23 protein-coding genes and 1 other RNA gene are annotated in these 20,265 nt (G+C 36.0%); 4 read left to right on the plus strand and 20 right to left on the minus strand.

Features of this window, described 5'->3' with window-relative positions; translation table 11 throughout:
• Window positions 1-7: 7 nt before the first annotated feature.
• Window positions 8-361, minus strand: a complete 354-nt coding sequence (locus tag M0D58_RS03285; RefSeq protein ID WP_248393583.1) for an MmcQ/YjbR family DNA-binding protein — start codon at window positions 359-361, stop codon at window positions 8-10.
• A gap of 157 nt (window positions 362-518) precedes the next feature.
• Here M0D58_RS03285 and M0D58_RS03290 point away from each other — a divergent pair, with 157 nt between their 5' ends.
• A complete protein-coding gene (locus tag M0D58_RS03290; protein WP_248393584.1) occupies window positions 519-1,166 on the plus strand; it encodes an NAD(P)H-binding protein in 648 nt (215 codons plus the stop codon).
• Between the two features lie 90 nt (window positions 1,167-1,256).
• On the opposite strand, the gene M0D58_RS03295 is transcribed toward M0D58_RS03290, so the two are convergent.
• The 13 genes from M0D58_RS03295 to M0D58_RS03355 form a co-directional block, all read right to left on the minus strand.
• Entirely contained in the window at window positions 1,257-1,778 is a 522-nt protein-coding gene (locus M0D58_RS03295) for a tetratricopeptide repeat protein (RefSeq protein ID WP_248393585.1), read from the minus strand.
• Window positions 1,760-2,050: a hypothetical protein gene (locus tag M0D58_RS03300; RefSeq protein ID WP_248393586.1), complete on the minus strand. Its 291-nt coding sequence runs from the start codon at window positions 2,048-2,050 to the stop codon at window positions 1,760-1,762. The genes M0D58_RS03295 and M0D58_RS03300 overlap by 19 nt, the downstream gene beginning before the upstream one ends.
• Window positions 2,051-2,106: 56 nt before the next feature.
• The gene (locus M0D58_RS03305; protein WP_248393587.1) at window positions 2,107-2,685 is read right to left on the minus strand and encodes a glutathione peroxidase; all 579 of its coding nucleotides are present in this window, start codon (window positions 2,683-2,685) and stop codon (window positions 2,107-2,109) included.
• Window positions 2,686-2,705: 20 nt separating this feature from the next.
• Window positions 2,706-3,368 carry an outer membrane lipoprotein-sorting protein gene (locus tag M0D58_RS03310; protein ID WP_248393588.1) on the minus strand — a complete coding sequence of 221 codons (663 nt, stop codon included), beginning with the start codon at window positions 3,366-3,368 and terminating at the stop codon, window positions 2,706-2,708.
• 118 nt (window positions 3,369-3,486) lie between these two features.
• Window positions 3,487-4,209: a 3-deoxy-manno-octulosonate cytidylyltransferase gene (kdsB, locus tag M0D58_RS03315; RefSeq protein WP_248393589.1), complete on the minus strand. Its 723-nt coding sequence runs from the start codon at window positions 4,207-4,209 to the stop codon at window positions 3,487-3,489.
• Between the two features lie 21 nt (window positions 4,210-4,230).
• Window positions 4,231-4,821: a hypothetical protein gene (locus tag M0D58_RS03320; RefSeq protein WP_248393590.1), complete on the minus strand. Its 591-nt coding sequence runs from the start codon at window positions 4,819-4,821 to the stop codon at window positions 4,231-4,233.
• A gap of 136 nt (window positions 4,822-4,957) precedes the next feature.
• Entirely contained in the window at window positions 4,958-6,211 is a 1,254-nt protein-coding gene (locus tag M0D58_RS03325) for a pyridoxal phosphate-dependent aminotransferase (protein WP_248393591.1), read from the minus strand.
• 105 nt (window positions 6,212-6,316) lie between these two features.
• Window positions 6,317-8,032 (minus strand): phospho-sugar mutase, encoded by a 1,716-nt coding sequence (locus M0D58_RS03330; RefSeq protein ID WP_248393592.1) that lies wholly within the window; start codon window positions 8,030-8,032, stop codon window positions 6,317-6,319.
• A gap of 82 nt (window positions 8,033-8,114) precedes the next feature.
• A complete protein-coding gene (locus tag M0D58_RS03335) occupies window positions 8,115-8,471 on the minus strand; it encodes a four helix bundle protein (RefSeq protein WP_248393593.1) in 357 nt (118 codons plus the stop codon).
• 82 nt (window positions 8,472-8,553) lie between these two features.
• Window positions 8,554-9,255 carry a GIN domain-containing protein gene (locus tag M0D58_RS03340; protein WP_248393594.1) on the minus strand — a complete coding sequence of 234 codons (702 nt, stop codon included), beginning with the start codon at window positions 9,253-9,255 and terminating at the stop codon, window positions 8,554-8,556.
• Window positions 9,256-9,261: 6 nt separating this feature from the next.
• Complete coding sequence (locus tag M0D58_RS03345; RefSeq protein WP_248393595.1) at window positions 9,262-9,990, minus strand: DUF3667 domain-containing protein; 729 nt, start codon at window positions 9,988-9,990, stop codon at window positions 9,262-9,264.
• A 1-nt stretch (window position 9,991) separates the two neighbouring features.
• On the minus strand, window positions 9,992-10,942 hold the full coding sequence (locus M0D58_RS03350; protein WP_248393596.1) for a glycosyltransferase family 2 protein: 951 nt from the start codon (window positions 10,940-10,942) through the stop codon (window positions 9,992-9,994).
• A gap of 17 nt (window positions 10,943-10,959) precedes the next feature.
• Window positions 10,960-11,559, minus strand: coding sequence for a DUF4199 domain-containing protein (locus M0D58_RS03355; RefSeq protein WP_248393597.1), 600 nt, complete (start codon window positions 11,557-11,559; stop codon window positions 10,960-10,962).
• Window positions 11,560-11,690: 131 nt separating this feature from the next.
• Between M0D58_RS03355 and ffs the strand changes: the two genes are divergently transcribed.
• Window positions 11,691-11,788: signal recognition particle sRNA small type (ffs, locus tag M0D58_RS03360), an RNA gene on the plus strand.
• A gap of 92 nt (window positions 11,789-11,880) precedes the next feature.
• On the opposite strand, the gene M0D58_RS03365 is transcribed toward ffs, so the two are convergent.
• From M0D58_RS03365 to M0D58_RS03380, 4 genes are all read right to left on the minus strand, one after another.
• Window positions 11,881-12,567: a metal-dependent hydrolase gene (locus M0D58_RS03365; protein WP_248393598.1), complete on the minus strand. Its 687-nt coding sequence runs from the start codon at window positions 12,565-12,567 to the stop codon at window positions 11,881-11,883.
• Window positions 12,568-12,649: 82 nt separating this feature from the next.
• The gene (gene menA, locus M0D58_RS03370; RefSeq protein WP_248393599.1) at window positions 12,650-13,579 is read right to left on the minus strand and encodes a 1,4-dihydroxy-2-naphthoate octaprenyltransferase; all 930 of its coding nucleotides are present in this window, start codon (window positions 13,577-13,579) and stop codon (window positions 12,650-12,652) included.
• A gap of 73 nt (window positions 13,580-13,652) precedes the next feature.
• A complete protein-coding gene (locus tag M0D58_RS03375; RefSeq protein ID WP_169230680.1) occupies window positions 13,653-14,489 on the minus strand; it encodes a 1,4-dihydroxy-2-naphthoyl-CoA synthase in 837 nt (278 codons plus the stop codon).
• 167 nt (window positions 14,490-14,656) lie between these two features.
• Window positions 14,657-15,805 carry a pseudouridine synthase gene (locus M0D58_RS03380; RefSeq protein ID WP_248393600.1) on the minus strand — a complete coding sequence of 383 codons (1,149 nt, stop codon included), beginning with the start codon at window positions 15,803-15,805 and terminating at the stop codon, window positions 14,657-14,659.
• Between the two features lie 101 nt (window positions 15,806-15,906).
• On the opposite strand from M0D58_RS03380, the gene aroB reads away from it, so the two are divergent.
• Both aroB and M0D58_RS03390 read left to right on the plus strand, forming a co-directional pair.
• On the plus strand, window positions 15,907-16,959 hold the full coding sequence (aroB, locus tag M0D58_RS03385) for a 3-dehydroquinate synthase (RefSeq protein WP_248393601.1): 1,053 nt from the start codon (window positions 15,907-15,909) through the stop codon (window positions 16,957-16,959).
• Between the two features lie 252 nt (window positions 16,960-17,211).
• Entirely contained in the window at window positions 17,212-17,856 is a 645-nt protein-coding gene (locus M0D58_RS03390) for a porin family protein (RefSeq protein WP_248393602.1), read from the plus strand.
• 84 nt (window positions 17,857-17,940) lie between these two features.
• On the opposite strand, the gene purF is transcribed toward M0D58_RS03390, so the two are convergent.
• Both purF and purC read right to left on the minus strand, forming a co-directional pair.
• Complete coding sequence (gene purF / locus M0D58_RS03395) at window positions 17,941-19,440, minus strand: amidophosphoribosyltransferase (RefSeq protein WP_248393603.1); 1,500 nt, start codon at window positions 19,438-19,440, stop codon at window positions 17,941-17,943.
• Window positions 19,441-19,543: 103 nt separating this feature from the next.
• Window positions 19,544-20,263 (minus strand): phosphoribosylaminoimidazolesuccinocarboxamide synthase, encoded by a 720-nt coding sequence (gene purC / locus M0D58_RS03400; protein ID WP_248393604.1) that lies wholly within the window; start codon window positions 20,261-20,263, stop codon window positions 19,544-19,546.
• Window positions 20,264-20,265: the final 2 nt, after the last annotated feature.

Consider the following 20,265-nt stretch of genomic DNA (forward strand, 5'->3'; position numbering starts at 1 on the left):
GTTTTATTTAGGAATTAAGTATTGTATTCTGAATTTTTCTGGTTAAAGATTTAAAAACAAGTTCGTAGGAATGATCAATAAGCTGAAGGATAAGCTCTCTCTTCAGTCCGTTGATCTCAACGGAGTTCCAGTGGGTTTTGTTCATGTGATAGGCACCGGTAATCTGCGGATATTGCTCGCGAAGTTCTGTACTCCATTCAGGATCCGTTTTTACGGCGATTTGCAACGGCTGTCTTTCTAAAGACATTAAAAGAAACATTTTTCCGCCAACTTTAAGGACAAGTGTTTCGTTATCAAAAGGAAAACTTTCAGTAACACTTTTTTTAGCATTGCAGTACTCTAAAATTTCGTTAGCATCCATGGTTTATGTGTAATAAAGTAATTGGTAATGAGTAATTTTTATTAAAGATTAATGATGATTGATTAATGATCTTATCTAAAGTTTATTTTATCTAATTGTTTATTGTTCCAAATTTAGTAAATTTAAGAAGCAAACAACAATTCACAAAAAGATTATTATGAAAGCTTTAATCATTGGTGCTACGGGCGCTACCGGAAAAGACTTGGTCAACCAGTTGCTTACAGACAAAGATTTTGAGGAAATTACAATTTTCGTGAGAAAACCGTTTGATATTCAAAATGATAAGCTAAAAATACAGGTAGTTAATTTTGATCATCCGGAAGAATGGAAAGATAAAGTAAAAGGTGATGTTGCTTTTTCCTGCCTGGGAACAACCTTAAAAGCAGCCGGAAGCAAAGAAGCACAGAGGAAAGTAGATTTCGAATATCAATATGAATTTGCCAAAGCTGCCAAAGAAAACAACGTGGAAGATTATATTCTGGTTTCTGCATACGGTGCCAATCCGAAATCCAAAATATTTTATTCCCGAATGAAAGGAGAGCTTGAAGAGGCTGTTAAAAAATTACATTTTGAAAAAATCACCATCTTTAAACCTGGAATGCTGGAACGGAAGGACTCCGACAGAACGGGGGAAGTTCTTGGGAGCAGGATTATCAAATTTGCGAATAAATTAGGACTTTTAGAAAGCCAGAAACCGTTGCCAACAGATATTTTAGCAAAGGCGATGATTAATTCTTCAAAAATAAAAAGCAACGGCTATTCCAGCATAAAACTGGGAAATATTTTCTGTTTTGCCGAGAAGTGATAGATGATAGATATAAAAAAGACAGTGTAACAACGTCCGGATTTGAATGGGTACATTGTTACACTGTATGTATTGATATATTATAATTTTCTAACTGAACTCGGCAGCCAACTTTTTTTTGATGTCCGGAACACCTTCTTTGTTCTTTATTTTATTATACATCTTATTGGCTTTCTTAATCATCTTTTCGTCATTTCTGCTTTTCCCAATTTTTATTAATGAGAGGGAATACAGCGAAAGATATCCTTCATCATTTTTATAAGTACCATAGGCGTCTTCCAGATACGGAAGTCCAGCTTCATAATCTTCTTTCATGGCATACAGCATTCCATACATATAGACTACATCATCTTTAACCTTCCCGGATCTTTTATATATTTCCTCTGCCTGCTTAAGATTTTCCAGGCCTTTGTCGTAATCTCCTATTACAATGGAGGTGTTCCCGATTCCATAATAGCCTTCAGGATTATCCGGAAAATATTTTACCATTTCCTCGTACTTCTCACGCGCTTTATCAACTTTTCCGAATCTCATAAACTGTATGGCAAGATTTTGCTTAAATATCGGAGCTTTATTTTGGGCAAGGCTGTCCGCTACATAATATAAAACCAAAGCTTCCTTGTGCAGATTTTGCAGTCTGGCATAATATCCTGCAAGAAAAAAACATCACAATATTTAGGATCTTCTTTTGCCGTTTTGAATAAAGCCATTGTTGTTGGAAGATAGAGTTTGGAAAAATTAAGAGCAGTTATTGCGCCTTCAAATATTTGTTTTGAATCTGCTTTTTCCGGTGTGCAATAATTCGTTTTTCCTAAAAAATAAGAATTCTGGGAGAATCCTTTTATGGAAAATATCAGGATAAAAATGATCACTAGTTTTTTCATGGTTTAAAATTAAAAAAGTGGATAAAAATCCACTCAATAACGATATTTTTTGATATTTATTTCAAATACTTCGTAATTGCTTCATCAGTAGGCTTCGTAGTACTTACAAATGAATCAATCAGTTTTCCGTTTTCATCAATTAAGAATTTTGTAAAATTCCAGAGAATCGTAGTATTTTTTACTCCATTTAGATCTTTTTCAGTTAAATATTTAAAGATTGGTGCCGTATCATCACCTTTTACGGAAACTTTTGCAGCCATCGGGAAAGTAACCCCGTAATTTTTCTGGCAGAAAGCACCGATTTCCTTATTGGTTCCCGGTTCCTGCCCTCCGAAATTATTGGCCGGAAATCCTACTACCACCAATTTGTCTTTATATTCCTGCGAAACTTTTTCGAGATCAGCATATTGCGGTGTAAATCCGCACTCTGATGCCGTATTCACGATAAGAATTTTCTTTCCTTTGAAATCTGCAAAGTTGATCTGCTTTCCTTCTTCCAGGGCATCTACCTTGAAATCATATATTGATTTTCCCATAAGTTGATTGGTTTTGGCTTTAGATTCTTCACTTTTTTTCTGAGCACAGCTGTTGAAAAATGCAACTACCGAAAGAAACATTAAAAATAACTTTTTCATAACTCCATTTTATTATTTGATTAAAATTTGAATGTATTGTCCGGAAATACTTTATTGATATCAACTCTGTTGATCAACATTACATAGTCACCGTCTTTTTTTGCACTTGATGATTCTATCCTGAAAGGCAACAACAAATTTCCTACCTTTTTATAATCTGAGTACAATAAAGTTTCATCTTTTTTTACTTCTTTTACAAGCATATAGCTTTTCGCATCAAAGTAGTAGACGTTTACATTAACATTTTTCGTTAATTCAACTTTATGACAGTAAATATTTCCAATTTTTTCCTTTCCTAAATATTTAGCGTCAAAACCTTTGCTTTCCCAGTCGATAAAGTCATTGTCAAAACTTTCGGGGCTGTAATCCGGGTATTCCTGAACTTTATTGGTTGCATAGTTCATAGCATATCCTTTTTTTCCATCATACCCTTCAATGGCAGTATCTTTCCCTCCGATGGTGATAACCGTTTTCGTAAGATTGGGACGCTGCTGATAGATTTTGATCGGGTATTCATCTCTCACGCCTAAAATCACTTTTCCCTGAAGTAATATGGAATTTAAAAGTTTCCAATTGGTTAATCCTCCGGATAATTCTATATTTTTATCAATAATATCCTTTGCAGTCTGGGCAACAATTGAATGCGAAAATATCAGGACGAATACTAAGAGTAACTTTTTCATTAATTTCATTTTATCACGCCAAATATAAGGCTTTTTTAATTTGAAAATCTGAAAATGAAGCGATATGAAAATACAAAAACTGACATCATATTTTCAAATTATCTATTTAAAAAAATTCTCAAATTAACTTTCTTGCTTTTTCAAGATCTTCAGGTGTATCAATTCCTACTCCTACAAAATTGGTCTCTATCATCTTGATTTTCATGCCATATTCAAGATAACGGATGCATTCTATTTTTTCCGAAATTTCCAGGGGCTTCATTTCCAGTTTTGAAAACTGAATCAAAGCATGCTTTCTGAAAGCGTAAACACCAATGTGCTTAAAATACTCAACATGATAGGAAGTTTCGCGGTGAAAAGGAATCACAGAGCGACTGAAATACAGCGCAAAACCGTTGTTATCGGTAATTACTTTTACATTATTCGGATTTTCAATTTCTTCTTTTTCATGAAGCTTTATTTTTAGGGAAGCTAAAGAAATCTCCTGATTTTCGTCGTGATGAAAGACTTCGATGAGCTGTTGTAAAGGTTCAAGTTTTAAAAATGGTTCATCTCCCTGAACATTGATCACGATATCGCAATCAATATTTTGTACCGCTTCCGCAATACGGTCGCTTCCGGTTTCATGCTGCCCTGTCATCACTGCTTTTCCGCCGTTATTAGAAATTTCATTAAAAATAATTTCGGAATCCGTTGCTACAAAAACTTCATCAAATAAACCCGTTTCCACCACATTCTGATACGTTGTTGTGATAACGGTTTTTTCTCCTAACATCTGCATCAGTTTTGCCGGAAAACGGCTTGCTTCATAACGTGCGGGGATAACTGCGATGATTTTCATTTTATATTTTTTGATGTAAATTTAATTTAAATAATTAACCAGAAAAATGATTCCGTAAATCCAGAATAGATACAAGAAGGTGTAAATTATCCCAAATCCAAAGCTTTTTATTAAATTTCCCTTACAGTATCGTGATTTTTTAAATACCAACCGTAAAGCCCGGAAAAAGATCCAGTACAGCATGGCTGCAAATAATAAAATCATTACCCAAAAGAAAACACCTAAAAAATAAAGCAGAAAAGTAAAAAGAACTGCTATTACGAACCACAAAATAATTGAAAGGATAATACTTCCGATACCATCACCAACAGTGGGGGGATCAAAATTAAAACTATCAAGTAAAGGCATTTTGTCTGCAGCCTTCTTTACTCGTTCTCTGTTTAATATATTTCCAACATTTTCCTTTAATTTAAGCCCATAATATAAACCTAAACTGATGAAAAGGAAAAATGCAACTCCCAAAATTGAAGTTGAAAAAACAAAATTCTGTAATAAAGTCCTTTGATAAGATAATCCCGACAACCAGATACTTAAAACAACTACAACAATAACTGTCAAAGTACATAAACTCAACAGTTTGGTTTCAAGAAAGTTCTTTGAAGGAATTTTCATTTTTTATGCATAGAAATATTACATTTAAAAAACACTTCGACTCCGCTCAGCGTGACATCTCTAAAAAAAAGCTGCCAATACTGCATAATTAGTCTTAGAGTTGTCATGCCGGGCTTATCGAAGCATATATTTTAAACTATTTCAAATCGTTCAAAGCTCTTTCCAGTTTCGGCATCATGACTTCAATTTCGTCGATAGCCAAACCTCCTACAGAAGCTCTGAACCAAGGCTCAGACTTATCTTCTCCGAAAGCAGAGAAAGGAACCAGCGCAACTCCTGCTTCATTAATAAGATAGAAAACAAGATCAGAAGAGTTTTCAATCACTGTTCCGTCCGGTTTTGTTTTTCCGATGTAATCTAATTTAATGGTAAGATAAAGCGCGCCCATCGGCTCGATGCTGTCAACAGTTAATCCTTTACCTTTCAGATCCTGGATTCCTGCATGCAGAACTTTCAGGCTAGCTTCTAACTTTCCTTTAAAATCTTCAACAAAAGCATTTACATCATCAGGGTTTTCATAATATTTTGCGGTAGCTTCCTGTTCAGGTTTTGGCGCCCAAGCTCCTACATGTGTAAGAAGCGCTTTCATTTTGTCCATGATATGAGCCGGCCCGAACCCCCATCCTACACGAACTCCCGTAGCGGCAAGACATTTTGAAATACCGTCGATGTACACTGTATATTCTTTCATTTCCGGGAAAAGAGAAACCGGATCTACATGCTCTGCACCGAAAGTAAGGTTAGAGTAGATCTGATCATACATTAAGTATAATGGTTTTTCATCATCCCCTCTTTTTTTGTTTTCCACTAAAACCAATTCGCAGATTTCTGAAAGCTGATCTTTAGTAAACATCGTTCCCGTAGGATTCAGTGGTGAACAGAGAGCCAGCAGAACGGCGCCTTCAAGATGCGGCCTTAAATCGTCTGCCGTAGGAAGAAAATTATTTTCAGGAGTTGTTTTTACTTCTATTGCATCAGCTGAAGTAAGGTATGCATAATGATTATTGTTCCAAGAAGGAATTGGGTAAACTACTTTGTCTCCTTCGTCTACGATAGTTTTGTATACAGCATAGATCAAAGGTCTTGAACCAGCTGTGATCAGAATATCGTTTGGAGAATAATCCAGGTTCCATCTTGTTTTTAAATCTTTTGAAACTTCTTTTCTTAAAGATAAAAGTCCGTTAGCAGGCGGATAATTTGTCAGATTATTCTGATACGCTTTCTGAATTTCCTCCTTTAATTTGGCAGGAATGGGATAAATATTAGAATTAAGGTCACCAATCGTCAGGTTGGCAATCTCCGCTCCTTTTGCCTTTAAATCGTTTACTTCATTACCAATTTTTACAATTTCAGAACCGATCAGGTTCGCCGCTAATTTTGAAACTTTCACTTTATTTAATTTAAATTTATTTAATATAATAATTTAACAATATACTTCTGTAACAGTTTAACCATATTTTAATTGGTAAACTGCTAGATTGATACATTGCTATATTTAATTGAGTTGTAAATCTCTTTTTACCTCCTGAATTTTAGCTTCCAGAGATTTTAATTTATCCCTGAAATCCGCTTCAGAAGCAATATCATCTTTTACCGATATGTAAAACTTGATCTTAGGTTCCGTTCCGGAAGGTCTTACACAAACTTTAGTCCCGTCCTGAGTGTAATAAATCAATACATTCGACTTTGGAATGTCGTCCATTACTTTTTTCTCATTCTTTGAAACGATGAAATTCGTTTGTTCTTTAAAGTCTTTTACTTCTTCTACCGGCGATCCTGCTAATGATTTTGGCGGGTTTTCACGGAAGTTCTTCATCATATTCTGAATTTCTTCTGCTCCGTCTCTTCCTTTTCTTACAAGATTTACCAAACCTTCATAATACATTCCGGTTTCCTGATAAATTTCAATAAGATATTGATACATCGTTCTTCCGTTCGCTTTACACCATGCTGCGATTTCGCAAGCTAAAACAATACTTCCGCAAGAATCTTTATCACGCACAAAATCTCCTGTCATAAATCCGAAGCTTTCTTCTCCGCCGCAAATGAATTTTTCCTGGCCTTCAAAATCACGGATCATTTTTCCGATCCATTTGAATCCGGTTAAACCAACTTTACAGTCAACCCCGAATTTCTGTGCAATATCAAAGAAAATATCAGAGGTTACGATAGTAGACCCTATGAATTCTTTCCCGGTAATTCTTTCCTGCTTTCTCCATTCATTTAAAATATAATAAGTCAGGATAGTATTGGTTTGATTTCCGTTCAAAAGCTCGATTTCTCCATCAAGGTTTCTTACGGCAATTCCCAATCGATCGCCATCCGGATCTGTTCCGATTACGATATCAGCATTGGTAATTTTAGCAAGATCCATTGCCATTTCCAGCGCTGCCGGTTCTTCAGGATTGGGAGAATCTACCGTTGGGAAATTTCCGCTTGGGATCATCTGTTCTTTTACCAGGTCAATCTTTTTGAAACCTGCTCTTTCTAAAGCCTTAGGAACAGTGGTATACGTTGTCCCGTGAATGGATGTGAAAACAATATTCAGGTTTTCTTTTCCCACATTCTGATATGTAGAATTTTTGATGCATGCATCAATGTAGACATCATCCTGCTCCTCTCCGATCCATTCGATTAAATCGTCATTTCCATTAAATTTAATTTCATCAAATTTTACGGAATATACTTCGTTAATAATCGCTTCGTCATGTGGCGGAACAATCTGTGCACCGTCATTCCAATATACTTTGTAGCCATTGTACTCCGGCGGATTATGAGATGCCGTTAAAACAATTCCTCCGTGGCATTTCCTGTCTCTTACCGTAAAGGAAAGCTCCGGGGTTGGCCTGTGATTTTTGAATAATAATACTTTAATTCCGTTTGCCGTCAAGACATCAGCTACTAATTTTCCAAATTCCCTGGAGTTATTTCTTACATCATAAGCAATGGCAACTTTAATTTCTTCACCTTGAAACTGCTTTAACATATAATTCGCAAGTCCCTGTGTAGCTTGACCTAAGGTATATTTATTTAAACGATTGGTTCCAACGCCCATAACACCTCTCATTCCACCTGTTCCGAATTCTAACTCTCTGTAAAAAGAATCTTCCAGGTCCGGCGAATTACCCTCAATTAATAATTGTACGGCACTTCTTGTTTCTTCATCAAATGACTCGTGTAACCAAAGTTTTGCTTTTTCTAATGTTGTCATATTTGTATTTCGTGTATTTTTGGGCCGGAAGTTTGAAGATGGAAGCAAGGAAGTCTTCCAGCTTCAAACTTCCAGCTAATTATTATTCTTTTATCCTATTTCTAAATGCTATAATCTGGTTCATTATATTATAGCTTTCATTATATAATTTATTAAAATCATCTTCTGAGATATATTTCCTATTTTTCGCTTTATATAAGCAGGTTACCACTTCAGCTAAAGAGCGGATGGAGTATCCTAAAAACTTTCTAAACTCTAATCTTGACTGTAAAATACTTCCTTCAGAAATATTAAGAGCAATAGAATCAGAAGCCCTTCTAATTTGTGATGTTAAATTAAAGGATTCATCTTTTGGGAAATTTTGAGATAATTTAAAAATATATTCCCCAAAATTCATAGATTTCTGCCAAATAGTTAGTTTCTCAAATTTAAAACTCATCAGCTATTATTTTTTCCATCATATTATTTGTGTGTTTAATCTTCCATCCTCCAGCTTCTCTCTTCCAGCCTTTTCTTATCTATTAATCCAGTTTTTTATTTTCCACTTTTGCGTTTTTATCAATTTTAAATGCACGGATCGGATCGTTATAATATGTAAATTTCGCTGTATTCTGAATCTGACCTTTCAATGAATCTTTCACATTGACTTCAGCATAATTTCCGTTTTTAGATTCGATATTCAGATTTTCAATTTGCCAGTAAGGAGCAATCAGGCTCGCCGTATCAGAGATTTTTACAACAGCATCTTTGGTCTGCCCCAAAAAGTTTGCTCTGCTTCGGTTCTGCATCTCTACTTCTGCTCTCCTTGTGTTTACCGAACCCATAAATGTAGCGTAATTTTTTAAATTAAGCTTAAAATTATCCGTTTTAATTTCACTTGAAATATTCATTTCTACAGAATCTGAAATAGCAATTTTTTCAAGATTGTATTTTGAATAGATGGTAATATTATAAAAATCAACTCCTTTTGTCCCCCGTTTTTCTTTAATCGTTAATGTTTTATCATCAACATCCACATCAAGATTATCAGCAACATTAGGATAGGTTTCAATCTCCACAAAGTTTTTAGTTCCTCTTGCGTAGAATACACGAAACTTTCCTTCCAGATCCAGATTTACAAATTCCGGAACTTCCACATTTTTTCTTTCAATATTTCCTTTTGGAGAAACTTTTCCGCAGGAAATTACCGATAATACTAAGAATATATATACAATACCTTTCATATTTATTTAAAATACTTCATATAAGATTAAACCTATAACCGAACTTTCCAGTCCCATTAGAAAATACAATCCCGCTACTCTCCAAGCCAGCTCCCATGTTGTAAATGAATTTTTAAATGCATTCCAATATGTAACAGCAGGAAAAAGAACAGCAATACCGAATAAGGCTCTGTCGATACTATTGAAAATCCTTGAAACCGGTTTCCACAGACTAATAAGACTTACAATATCATCCAACAAAAATAAGGTTAAAATTCCTAAAAGACTAACAGTTCCGATGATAAAATGCTCCGCAATATTCAATTTTATTCTTCTGAAAAGAAAATATGCATTGACTGCAAGCATCGGAATAACAATAAATAAAATAGCTTTTGAATATTTTGACAGGAAATCTTTAACCTCGGAATCTTCGGCAAGAACCTCTGCCGGTGCAAATTTTTCATAATAATGCAATCCCAGTACATTAAAGCTGAAAAGAACCAGTAACAACGGAATAAAATTGTTGTATCTGATTCTTTTTCCTGCAATATAATTCATCGCCGTCTTTCCGGGACTGAATATAATATTTCTTAAAGTATTGAAAAACCGGGCTTCAAAATGCCAGATCGATCCTAAAATATCATTTTTAATAATTGAACGGGGAGTTATTCTTGCCGTGTCGGTTTTCTGTCCGCAATGAGGACAAAACTCATCGGAAACTGAATGACCACAGTTTAAACAACTCTTTTGATTCATCTTAAATCACCTCATCAATATTATAATTTTTATGCTCTCTGTTTGTTCTGATGATCATTTCTCCTAAGAATCCCGCGATAAAAAGCAATGTTCCCATCAGCATCATCGTTAAAGCAATAAAAAACCACGGATTATCAGTAATCAGATGGCCATACATCCCTCTTGCTACATCAATCAGTTTGGAAACACCCAGCCAAAGTGCAGAAAGGAAACCTACAATAAACATTAATGTTCCCACTGCCCCAAAAAAATGCATCGGTCTTCCCCCGAAACGACTTACAAACCAAAGGGTTACCAAATCCAGAAAACCTCTGATAAATCTTTCGGTTCCGAATTTTGAAGTTCCGTAAGGCCTTGCCTGATGCTGCACTTCTTTTTCCGTAATTCTTCTGAACCCGGCGTTGGCAGCCAAAACAGGAATATATCGGTGCATATCTCCGTATACATCAATGGTTTTTACTACCTGTTTTTTATAAGCTTTCAGTCCACAGTTGAAATCATGAAGATAAACTCCCGAAACTTTTCTTGCTGCAGCATTGAATAATTTCGACGGTACATTTTTCGTCATTACATTATCAAAACGCTTCTTTTTCCAACCTGAAACAATATCGTAATTTTCATTGATCACCATTGAGTATAATTCCGGTATTTCCTCAGGAAAGTCCTGAAGATCGGCATCCATGGTAATAATAACATCTCCGTTTGTTCTTTCAAAAGCTGCATGAAGCGCCTGTGATTTTCCGTAGTTTTTAGAAAATTTAATGGCATGGATCTGCGGATTCTGAACTTTGAGATTTTCAATGATGCTCCATGACAAGTCTGTACTTCCGTCATCTACAAACCAGATCTCGTACGATAAACTGTTGGATCTGCATACTTTATCAATTCTTGAGAAAAGCTCTTCCAGAGAAGCTTCTTCGTTCAATAACGGAATAACTATAGATAAATTCATTTAATTCTGATAAAAAATTATTCTTTAATTTCTGTTTCCTGGTATATCGTTCTTGTTCTGAAAAATGCTCCGAAAAACAACGACAAAACTACATAAAATATAAGTATTGCTGCAAAATATCCTGAAAAATGACTTGCGGTAAGCATATCTTTACCTTTAACTGCCTCCGGCGTAAAACTTTGAAGCCTTTCTTTGTATTTCTGATCAAGCTCATCAATATCTTTCTGATGTTTTAAAATCTTTCTTGCAGAAGTATATTCTTTATCCAATTCGGATTTTTGTCTGGTGACATATTGATAATTCAGAAGTTTTTTGGCATCGGTATCTACGAAATTCAGAAAAGCATAGATACTGAAAATCGATAAAATCCCACCAATAAACATAGGGATGAAGGCTCTTTTAAAAGCATCTTTGAAGCTCACTGTTTTGTGACTACTCCAGTATGTTTTTACAGACCAGAACGCAGTCCCTGCATAAATGATTGGTAAAATGAAAGCATTGGCTTTCAATGAAATATCAAAATATTCAACTCCTGAAAAGAAGTAATACACTACGAAAAAAACAATCATCGTAGCTCCAAATAATAAAATTCCTAAGGTGGAAGGGTTTTTCGTCATATCTAAATTTTTAGAAAATTTCTGAAAAATTATTGCTCTAAATCTCAGCAAATTAGCACTGATAAAGTATTTTTGCAGTTAATTTTCTTTAATAACACTTTTAATTTTATAAAATATTCCTATCTTTGCAACGGCAAGTCCTAAACAACCAGCTCCTGAGAATCCTCCAGGGTGGGAACGCAGCAAAGGTAATTGGTCGTAGCGGTGTGATTTAGGTAGCTTGCCATTTTTTATTGATTTAAGTTGAAGAGAGGTAATCTGAAGATTATCTTTTTTTGTTTCCAAAAGTTTCAGCATTTTCAAATTACCTTTCAACATTATTTAAAATTCGAACTCCTCTCCCAATCTTGGTAAAACAAGTTCAACATTTTTATCTGCAAAATGCTTTAGCGCACTTTCATGGTTAATTTCAATGGCAGGGAAAGTATCAAAATGGCATCCGATCACTTTCGGTGTTTTCAACAATTCTGCTGCTGCAAAAGCTGCTTTTCTCGGACACATGGTGTAGTGACTTCCAACCGGAAGAATAGAAAGGTCCAAATGGCCGTATAATCTCGGAAAAAGCTCCATATCCGCCATCACACCGGTATCCCCTGCAAGATATAGGTTTTTGCCTTCAGGTAACCTGAAAATGTACCCTACCGGTACCCCTCCGTAGCTTCCGTCAGGAAACGAACTTGTATGATGGGCCGGAACCATGGAAATTTTAAGATCGTCGATTTTTGCCGATCCTCCTAAGTTCACATCATCCGTATTTTTTGCGCTTTTAAAATATCCGCAGATTTCAGGAACTGCTATAATCGTTGCTTCAGGATGATGCTGCAAAACCTCTTCAACGTCTGCAATATGATCCCCGTGCGCATGAGTCAGTAAAATATAATCGATTTTCTGTGCAGAAATATCAAAACCAGATTCTGCTTTTTTGTAATTGTAAAAAGGATCTGATAAAATTGTTTTGTCTTTGTAGGTGAACAAAAAACAGTTTTGTCCCAGATATTGTATTTTCATTTTAATTTATTTTTGAATTGTTATAATTAGAGATGCTTCAACAAGTTCAGCATGACACCGATAATGCTAAACCGACTTTTATTTAATGAAAGAAATTAAGCCCTAAAGCTGTAAGAACCGCCATCATAAACGTCATAATTCCGACCTGCTTTAAGAACGGATCAAGTTCCCGCGGGTTTTTAACAGCCATGATCTGCCTTCTGATTTTCATTAACGGAAGCATCAGAATCATCACGATAAAAACATAATAATTCTGAGTCTGGAAAAATCCATTCACCGCTAAAAACATTAACATTAAAATTAATGGAAGCTGTAACAGGATCATTTCATAAATCATTGCGTTTTTAAACCCTAACCTTAAAGCCAGACTGTTTTTTCCTGATAGTTTATCGCTTTCGATGTCCCTCATATTATTGAGATTCAGGACTGCCATACTCATCATTCCGATGGCCGTTCCGGGAAGCAGCATATCCCAGCTGAACGATTTTGTAAACAAAAAATAACTTCCGCAAACAGAGACCAGTCCGAAAAAGATAAATACGAAAATATCTCCCAATCCCATGTAACCATAAGGTTTTTTACCAATCGTATATCCAATGGCTGCTAAGATACTAGCAACACCAAGGCCTATAAAAATGTAAAATTCGTTCATATAATCCGGGATGAAAGCTATATAAAGCAATCCAACTGTTGCCACAAAAGACAAAATTGAAAGCAGGATCACTGCATTTTTCATCTGTTTCGCCGTTATTCTTCCTGAGGCTACCGCGCGTGATTCCGCTTCGGTAACTCTTTTCGCATCGGTACCTTTTACCCCGTCGCCGTAATCATTGGCATAGTTTGATAAAACCTGATACAATAAAGTCACTAAAAGTGCGAGTGCAAAAATTCTCCAGTCCCATATTCCGCCTTCACCGTACAATCTCCATTTGGCAATAAAAGCACCCATAATAATTCCGCTTAAAGAGAGCGGCAATGTTCTAAGCCTTGCGGCTTTTATCCAGTCAGTCATAGTTTATAAGTAATGAGTAATTGGTAATAAGTAATGCCGTTATTGCTCATTACTTATTACCAATTGCCTATGTTTAAGATATCCATTGATCTTCCCCGAAATTAGGTTTTCTTTTTTCAAGGAATGCATTTCTCCCTTCTTTCGCTTCTTCCGTCATGTAGGCAAGACGCGTTGCTTCTCCAGCAAAAACCTGCTGACCAACCATTCCGTCATCGGTAAGGTTCATGGCGAATTTCAGCATCCTGATGGAAGTTGGGGATTTGGCTAAAATTTCCTGTGCCCATTCGTAAGCCGTGTCTTCCAGCTCTGCATGAGGAACCACTTTGTTTACCATTCCCATTTCTAAAGCTTCCTGCGCAGAATAGTTTCTACCCAAAAAGAAAATCTCACGGGCTTTTTTCTGTCCTACCATTTTTGCCAAATATGCAGAACCATAGCCTCCGTCGAAACTGGTAACATCAGCATCCGTTTGTTTGAAAATAGCGTGTTCTTCACTCGCTAATGTTAAATCACAAACTACATGAAGAGAATGTCCGCCTCCGACAGCCCATCCCGGAACCACTGCAATAACGACTTTCGGCATAAAACGGATCAGTCGCTGAACCTCCAGAATATTCAATCGATGTCTGCCATCTTCTCCCACATATCCCTGATGACCTCTTGCTTTTTGATCTCCACCGCTGCAGAAAGCCCAGCCTCCGTCTTTAGGACTTGGCCCTTCTCCCGAAAGCAGCACAACTCCTATCGAAGGATCTTCATAAGCATCGTAAAAAGCATCGTATAATTCCGATGTTGTTTTGGGTCTGAAAGCATTGCGAACTTCCGGTCTGTTGAAAGCGATTCTTGCGACACCATTACTTTTTTTATAGGTGATATCTTCGTATTCTTTGGCGGTTTTCCACTCAATCATTTTTGTAAAAATTTTTCCCAAAGATACGGAATTGCATAGAATTTTAACATTGATTTTCCATGATAATAATTGAAAAATACGGCTTTTTCCTGAAAGTTTATACTGCTGAATCAAGAGCATAAAAAAAGACGCTGATTGAGCGCCTTATATTATTAAATACTTGTTGATTAAAGCATTTTAAGATTATTCACCTCCAGTTCCGTAAGGATTCTCCAGTGACCTCTTTTGATGTTCTTTTTCGTAAGACCTGCAAACATCACTCTGTCCAGCGCTTCCACTTCATATCCTAATCTCTGGAAAATTCTTCTGATAACACGGTTCCAGCCGATATGAATCTCTATCCCGACTTCGTTTTTAGGTTTCCCTTCAATAAAAGAAATCTGATCAACCACTGCTACTCCCTCATCCAGACGAATTCCTTCAGCAATAAGCTTCATATCTTCATGCGTCAGTTTTTTATCTAACGTAACGTGATAGATCTTTTTCGCATCAAAAGACGGGTGCGTAAGCTTTTTGGTCATATGTCCGTCATTCGTTAAAAGAATAACGCCTGTTGTGGAACGATCCAATCTTCCCACAGGAAATAAACGGTACGGCGAAGCATTGGCTACAAGATCCATCACTGTTTTTCTGGCCTTATCATCTTTGGTTGTGGAAATATATCCTTTCGGTTTATTCAGAAGAACATACACCGGTTTTTCAGGAGTAATATTTTGTCCGTCAAAAACAACTTTATCAGTTTTCTGAACCTGATATCCCATTTCATTCACCACTTTTCCATTTACCTCAACAAGTCCTTGTGTAATAAGATCATCCGCTTCTCTTCGGCTGCATATTCCGGAATTGGCAATGTATTTATTCAGACGAATGGTATCTTTGTGAATATCCTTATCAATTTTCGTTAACCGTCTTTTTTGTACAAAAGATTTATTTTTATCCTCCCGGTTTTCTGTTCCCGGTCTTTTTCCGTATTTCAGGCTGCCTCTTTCGTATTTATCTCTGGTATCAAAATTATTGGGTCTGCTTCCTCCTCTTTTCGGGGCAGATTTACCGAAAGTTTTTTTTCCTTCTCCTGCACTGGTAATAAAGGGTTCCTGTTCAGTTTTTCCGTATTTTTTATCCATTCGAGCCTGGTAACTGGTGTCACCGCTTCTCCTGGAATCTGAATTTCTCTCTCCTGCCTTCGGAAAAGACTTTTTAAAAGGTTTTGATTCTGAAGAATTTCCAGATCTGGAAGCACGAGAATTATCAGAATTTTTCTTGGTTGAAATTCTTGGTCTCTTTGGTCGTTCTGAATTATTATTATCTCTGCTCATTCTAAAAATTTCTGCAAAGATAGTATATTTAATAACGAGTTAAAAATTAAGAATCATAACTTTGCATATCGTGATACGATAACATAAAAGAAAATCTGAAAATGATAACAATATTAAATGATAATTTTTCACAGCTCAACGATTTTTTAAGCACGAGATCATTCAGTAAAATTTTCATCCTGGTTGATGAGAATACGCATGAATATTGCCTTCCTGCTCTTTTAGGAAACCTGGAAACCGATCTGGCATTTGAAATTCTTGAGATAGAGCCGGGCGAAGAAATGAAAAATATTCAGACTGCCAATCAGCTTTGGGAAATTCTTACGGAAATGCAGGCAGACCGCAAGGCGCTTGTCATCAATCTTGGAGGTGGTGTAATTACAGATATGGGTGGCTTTGTTGCATCTACCTATAAAAGAGGAGTTCCGTTTATCAATATTCCCACTACTCTTTTATCGATGTGTGATGCTTCCATCGGTGGAAAAACAGGAATTGACCTGATGCATTATAAAAATATGGTGGGAACCTTTACTTTCCCGGAGCAAATTTTCGTTTATCCTAAATTTTTAGAAACACTCCCTTATAAAGAACTCCGAAGCGGTTTCGCGGAAATGCTGAAACACGGATTAATTGCTGATAAAAAGCACTGGGAAAATCTTATCAATATTTCTAAACTTGATGCTGATGCTGTTGTTCCTCACATTGAAACATCAATGGAAATTAAGCAGGACGTTGTTCAGCAGGATTTTCAGGAGAAAAATATCCGTAAGACACTGAATTTCGGGCATACGATAGGACACGCTATAGAAAGTCTTTGCCTCAGCCAGGGAAATCCTGTTCTCCACGGGGAAGCTGTTGCCATGGGAATGATTACCGAAACCCACCTGTCCTTTTCGGAAGGGCTGATCTCCGAAGAAGATTGTACCATTATTATTGAAAATATTCAGAAATATTATCCTTATCTGGATATCAGTGATTTTAAGGATGAAGATATCTTTGAGCTGCTGATCAATGACAAAAAGAATACAGATAATAAAATCAATTTTTCATTAATTTCGGGAATCGGTTCATGCACTTTTGATTATCAGTGCAGCAAAAAAGGGATAGCTTCTTCAATTGAATTTTATAGAAAACTGAATGATGCATCAATGTAATTTATTTAAAAAAATGCTGTTTTTGACAAAATTGTCAATTTAGATTATTTCTAAACATTTAGTGAAAATATTTTATAACTACTTAATTAACAATAAAATAAATAATTACATATTTTCATCAAAATGCCTTTTAATACTGACTTTTATCATGCTTTTATTTTTTGGCAAGCAATTTGAAAGATACTCCCCGTCAAATTAGTTTGACAGTAGTAAAATTTAAAATTAAAAAGTAAATTATCAAAAATTAAAGTTATGAAAAAGTTAATTTTAGGAATAGCACTTACAGCTGGTTCATTGGCATTTGCCCAGACTACGACTACCACTTCTACTTCATCTGCTTCTCCTGTAGCATTTGGTGTTAAAGCAGGAATGAACGTTTCTTCTTTGACAAATGAATCAGGATTAGATGATCAAGGTTCTAAAATCGGTTTTAACGCTGGTGTTTTTGCTAACATTCCTGTAGCTACATCATTCAGCATCCAGCCGGAGGTTTTATACTCTCAATATGGAGATAAGTATGATCAGACTATTGCAGGAACACGTTATTCAAGTGCAAGACATTTAGACTATATTACTGTTCCGGTAATGTTCCAGTATAATATTATTCCAAATCTTTATTTAGAAGCAGGTCCTGAATTCGGTTTCTTGGTAAATGCTAAGAATAAATTAAAGAATGAAACGGATAACAATACAATTAATGAATCTGGAGACTATAAAGACAGCTTAAATAAATTCAACTTCGGTATCGGTCTTGGTGCAGGATACTATTTCACAGATAATATTGGTATTACAGCGAGATACGTTGCAGGTCTTACTGATATTGCGAAAGACAGACCAAGTAACTCTGATGCAATCAGAAACAATGTATTCCAAGTTGGTTTAGCTTTTAAATTCTAAAACAATTTTGATTTCAATACTAAAAAGGTCAGGTTTCGAGAAACCTGACCTTTTGTTTTTTATTATTTATTAAGAAGTTAGTTATTAATTAAATAATTCCACTTCTTCTCCTTTACCTACAGGATATTGTTCTGTAAAACATCCGAAACAGTGATTGGCAGAACCAAGAATTTCTTTCAGGTTTTCAACACTTAAAAATTCAAGTGAATCTACACCCAGATAATCTCTGAGTTCAGCAGTTGTCATATTTGCTGAAATCAGGTCATCTTTTGAAGGGGTATCGATTCCTAAATAACAAGGAGCAATAATTGGCGGAGAAACACTTCTGAAGTGTATTTCCTTCACCCCGGCATCTTTTAAGATCTTAACCAGTCTCTTGGAAGTAGTACCACGAACGATAGAGTCATCAATGATCACTACTCTTTTGTCTTTAATCTCTGAAATAATAGGATTGAGTTTAAGGTTTACCACTCTTTCTCTCATTTCCTGAGTAGGAACGATAAAACTTCTTCCGATATACCTGTTCTTAATTAAAACAGGACGGAAAGGAATCCCTGAAGCTTTAGCAAAACCAATAGCAGCCGGAACTCCGGAATCCGGAACTCCAATAACAACATCTGCTTCTACCGGAGCCTGATGCCAGATCTTCTCTCCTGATTTTTCCCTGATTTCGTATACGTTTATATTTTCTAATGAAGAATCCGGTCTTGCAAAGTAAATATATTCAAATGAACAGATTCTCTGTTTTCCTTTTTCTTCATCAGCCATATAAGAATGAAGTTTTCCGGGTTCGTTTTCATTGGTATAAACGATTTCTCCAGGTAGAATATCACGAACATACTGAGCACCTACTGCATCCAATGCCACAGATTCTGATGCAACAACATAGGATTTTTCATCTATTGCTCCCAACACAAGAGGTCTGATCCCGTTGAAATCTCTGAAAGCAAAGAATTTATTTCTTGTCATCCCGACAACAGAATATGCACCTTCTATTTTTTCCATGGTCACTTTAATAGCTCCACGAAGTCCGAGATCAAGGTTTTTCTGAATAAGCCTAAGGATTACCTCAGAATCTGAAGTTGCCCTGAAAACGACACCTTCTGCCTCCAGCTCCGCCTTCAGTTCCTTTGCATTGGTAAGGTTACCATTATGCGCAATGGAAAGAATAATCTGATCATATTCATTCTTTGCAAAAAAAGGCTGGAAATTATATTTTTTCTTATCTCCTGCAGTCGTGTAGCGGGTATGCCCGATTGCAGAATTTCCCATAAAAGTTTCCGGATCCGGGATTTCTTTATAAACGTCCAAAACCAGTCCCTCATCTTTCATGTTGGTGATTCTCCCGTTCTTCAAAACAGAAATACCACAAGCTTCCTGGCCTCTGTGCTGCAATGCAAAAAGACCGAACTGCGAAAGCGAAAACGTATCGAGGTCATTATCAGAATACATCCCGAAGATCCCGCACTCCTCATTAGGAGCATCCAGTCTTTCTTCTTCCTGCGTCCTGAAAAGATTTCTTCCGTAGGTCTGGGTTTCAAACTGCTTTAAATATTCACTTTTATGAATGTCTAAACTTTTCATTTCTATTTTTTCTAATCTAGATTGTATTAGGTAGATCTTTTAATTAGATGAAAAATTAAATATTATGTTAAATAAAAAACTTACATCTCATTAGTTCCTGGAATTATTTACCCAGAGCTTCTTTCAGCCTGTTGTAGATCTCAACGTATGCTTCGGTAACTTCTCCAAGATCTCTTCTGAATCTGTCTTTATCCAGTTTCTTCATGGTATCTTTGTCCCAAAGTCTGCAAGTATCCGGGGAAATTTCATCTGCTAAAATGATTTCACCATCTGAAGTTTTTCCTAATTCGATTTTAAAATCAACCAGGATTATATTCATTTTGTCGAAAAGATCGATCAGGATATCGTTAATATCTGAAGTGAGCTCATACATTTCGTCAAGTTCTTCATACGTTGCAGCTCCTAAGAAAACTGCGTGGTGATCATTGATAAGCGGATCTCCCAACTCGTCTTTTTTGTAACAGATATCGAAAATAGTAACCGGAGACTTGATTCCTTCTTCTACTCCCAGTCTTTGAGCCATACTTCCTGCAGAATAGTTTCTTACCACCATTTCGAGAGGAATAATAGATACTTTTCTTACGAGCTGCTCTCTTTCGTTCAGTTGTTTTATAAAATGAGTTTTGATTCCTTTTTCATTCAGGTATTCAAAGATAAGCGTAGTGATTGCGTTGTTCATTTCTCCTTTCAGGTCTACAGAACCTCTTTTCTGAGCGTTGAATGCAGTAGCATCGTCTTTGAAACGCACAATTACCTGGTCAGGATTATCGGTAGCAAATACCTGTTTTGCTTTACCTTCGTACAACATTTCTAACTTTTCCATTT

The sequence above is a fragment of the Chryseobacterium nepalense genome, from assembly GCF_023195755.1.
Lineage (GTDB): Bacteria > Bacteroidota > Bacteroidia > Flavobacteriales > Weeksellaceae > Chryseobacterium > Chryseobacterium nepalense.

Coding starts and splice junctions, on each gene's coding strand:
- purF (WP_248393603.1), bottom strand. CDS start 19,440: ATGAAAAGTTTAGACATTCATAAAAGTGAATATTTAAAGCAGTTTGAA.
- M0D58_RS03340 (WP_248393594.1), bottom strand. CDS start 9,255: ATGAAAGGTATTGTATATATATTCTTAGTATTATCGGTAATTTCCTGC.
- M0D58_RS03330 (WP_248393592.1), bottom strand. CDS start 8,032: ATGACAACATTAGAAAAAGCAAAACTTTGGTTACACGAGTCATTTGAT.
- M0D58_RS03375 (WP_169230680.1), bottom strand. CDS start 14,489: ATGATTGAGTGGAAAACCGCCAAAGAATACGAAGATATCACCTATAAA.
- M0D58_RS03390 (WP_248393602.1), top strand. CDS start 17,212: ATGAAAAAGTTAATTTTAGGAATAGCACTTACAGCTGGTTCATTGGCA.
- M0D58_RS03300 (WP_248393586.1), bottom strand. CDS start 2,050: ATGAAAAAACTAGTGATCATTTTTATCCTGATATTTTCCATAAAAGGA.
- purC (WP_248393604.1), bottom strand. CDS start 20,263: ATGGAAAAGTTAGAAATGTTGTACGAAGGTAAAGCAAAACAGGTATTT.
- M0D58_RS03320 (WP_248393590.1), bottom strand. CDS start 4,821: ATGAAAATTCCTTCAAAGAACTTTCTTGAAACCAAACTGTTGAGTTTA.
- M0D58_RS03355 (WP_248393597.1), bottom strand. CDS start 11,559: ATGACGAAAAACCCTTCCACCTTAGGAATTTTATTATTTGGAGCTACG.
- M0D58_RS03305 (WP_248393587.1), bottom strand. CDS start 2,685: ATGAAAAAGTTATTTTTAATGTTTCTTTCGGTAGTTGCATTTTTCAAC.
- M0D58_RS03345 (WP_248393595.1), bottom strand. CDS start 9,990: ATGAATCAAAAGAGTTGTTTAAACTGTGGTCATTCAGTTTCCGATGAG.
- M0D58_RS03285 (WP_248393583.1), bottom strand. CDS start 361: ATGGATGCTAACGAAATTTTAGAGTACTGCAATGCTAAAAAAAGTGTT.
- M0D58_RS03335 (WP_248393593.1), bottom strand. CDS start 8,471: ATGAGTTTTAAATTTGAGAAACTAACTATTTGGCAGAAATCTATGAAT.
- M0D58_RS03290 (WP_248393584.1), top strand. CDS start 519: ATGAAAGCTTTAATCATTGGTGCTACGGGCGCTACCGGAAAAGACTTG.
- M0D58_RS03365 (WP_248393598.1), bottom strand. CDS start 12,567: ATGAAAATACAATATCTGGGACAAAACTGTTTTTTGTTCACCTACAAA.
- M0D58_RS03350 (WP_248393596.1), bottom strand. CDS start 10,942: ATGAATTTATCTATAGTTATTCCGTTATTGAACGAAGAAGCTTCTCTG.
- M0D58_RS03380 (WP_248393600.1), bottom strand. CDS start 15,805: ATGAGCAGAGATAATAATAATTCAGAACGACCAAAGAGACCAAGAATT.
- aroB (WP_248393601.1), top strand. CDS start 15,907: ATGATAACAATATTAAATGATAATTTTTCACAGCTCAACGATTTTTTA.
- M0D58_RS03310 (WP_248393588.1), bottom strand. CDS start 3,368: ATGAAAAAGTTACTCTTAGTATTCGTCCTGATATTTTCGCATTCAATT.
- menA (WP_248393599.1), bottom strand. CDS start 13,579: ATGACTGACTGGATAAAAGCCGCAAGGCTTAGAACATTGCCGCTCTCT.
- kdsB (WP_248393589.1), bottom strand. CDS start 4,209: ATGAAAATCATCGCAGTTATCCCCGCACGTTATGAAGCAAGCCGTTTT.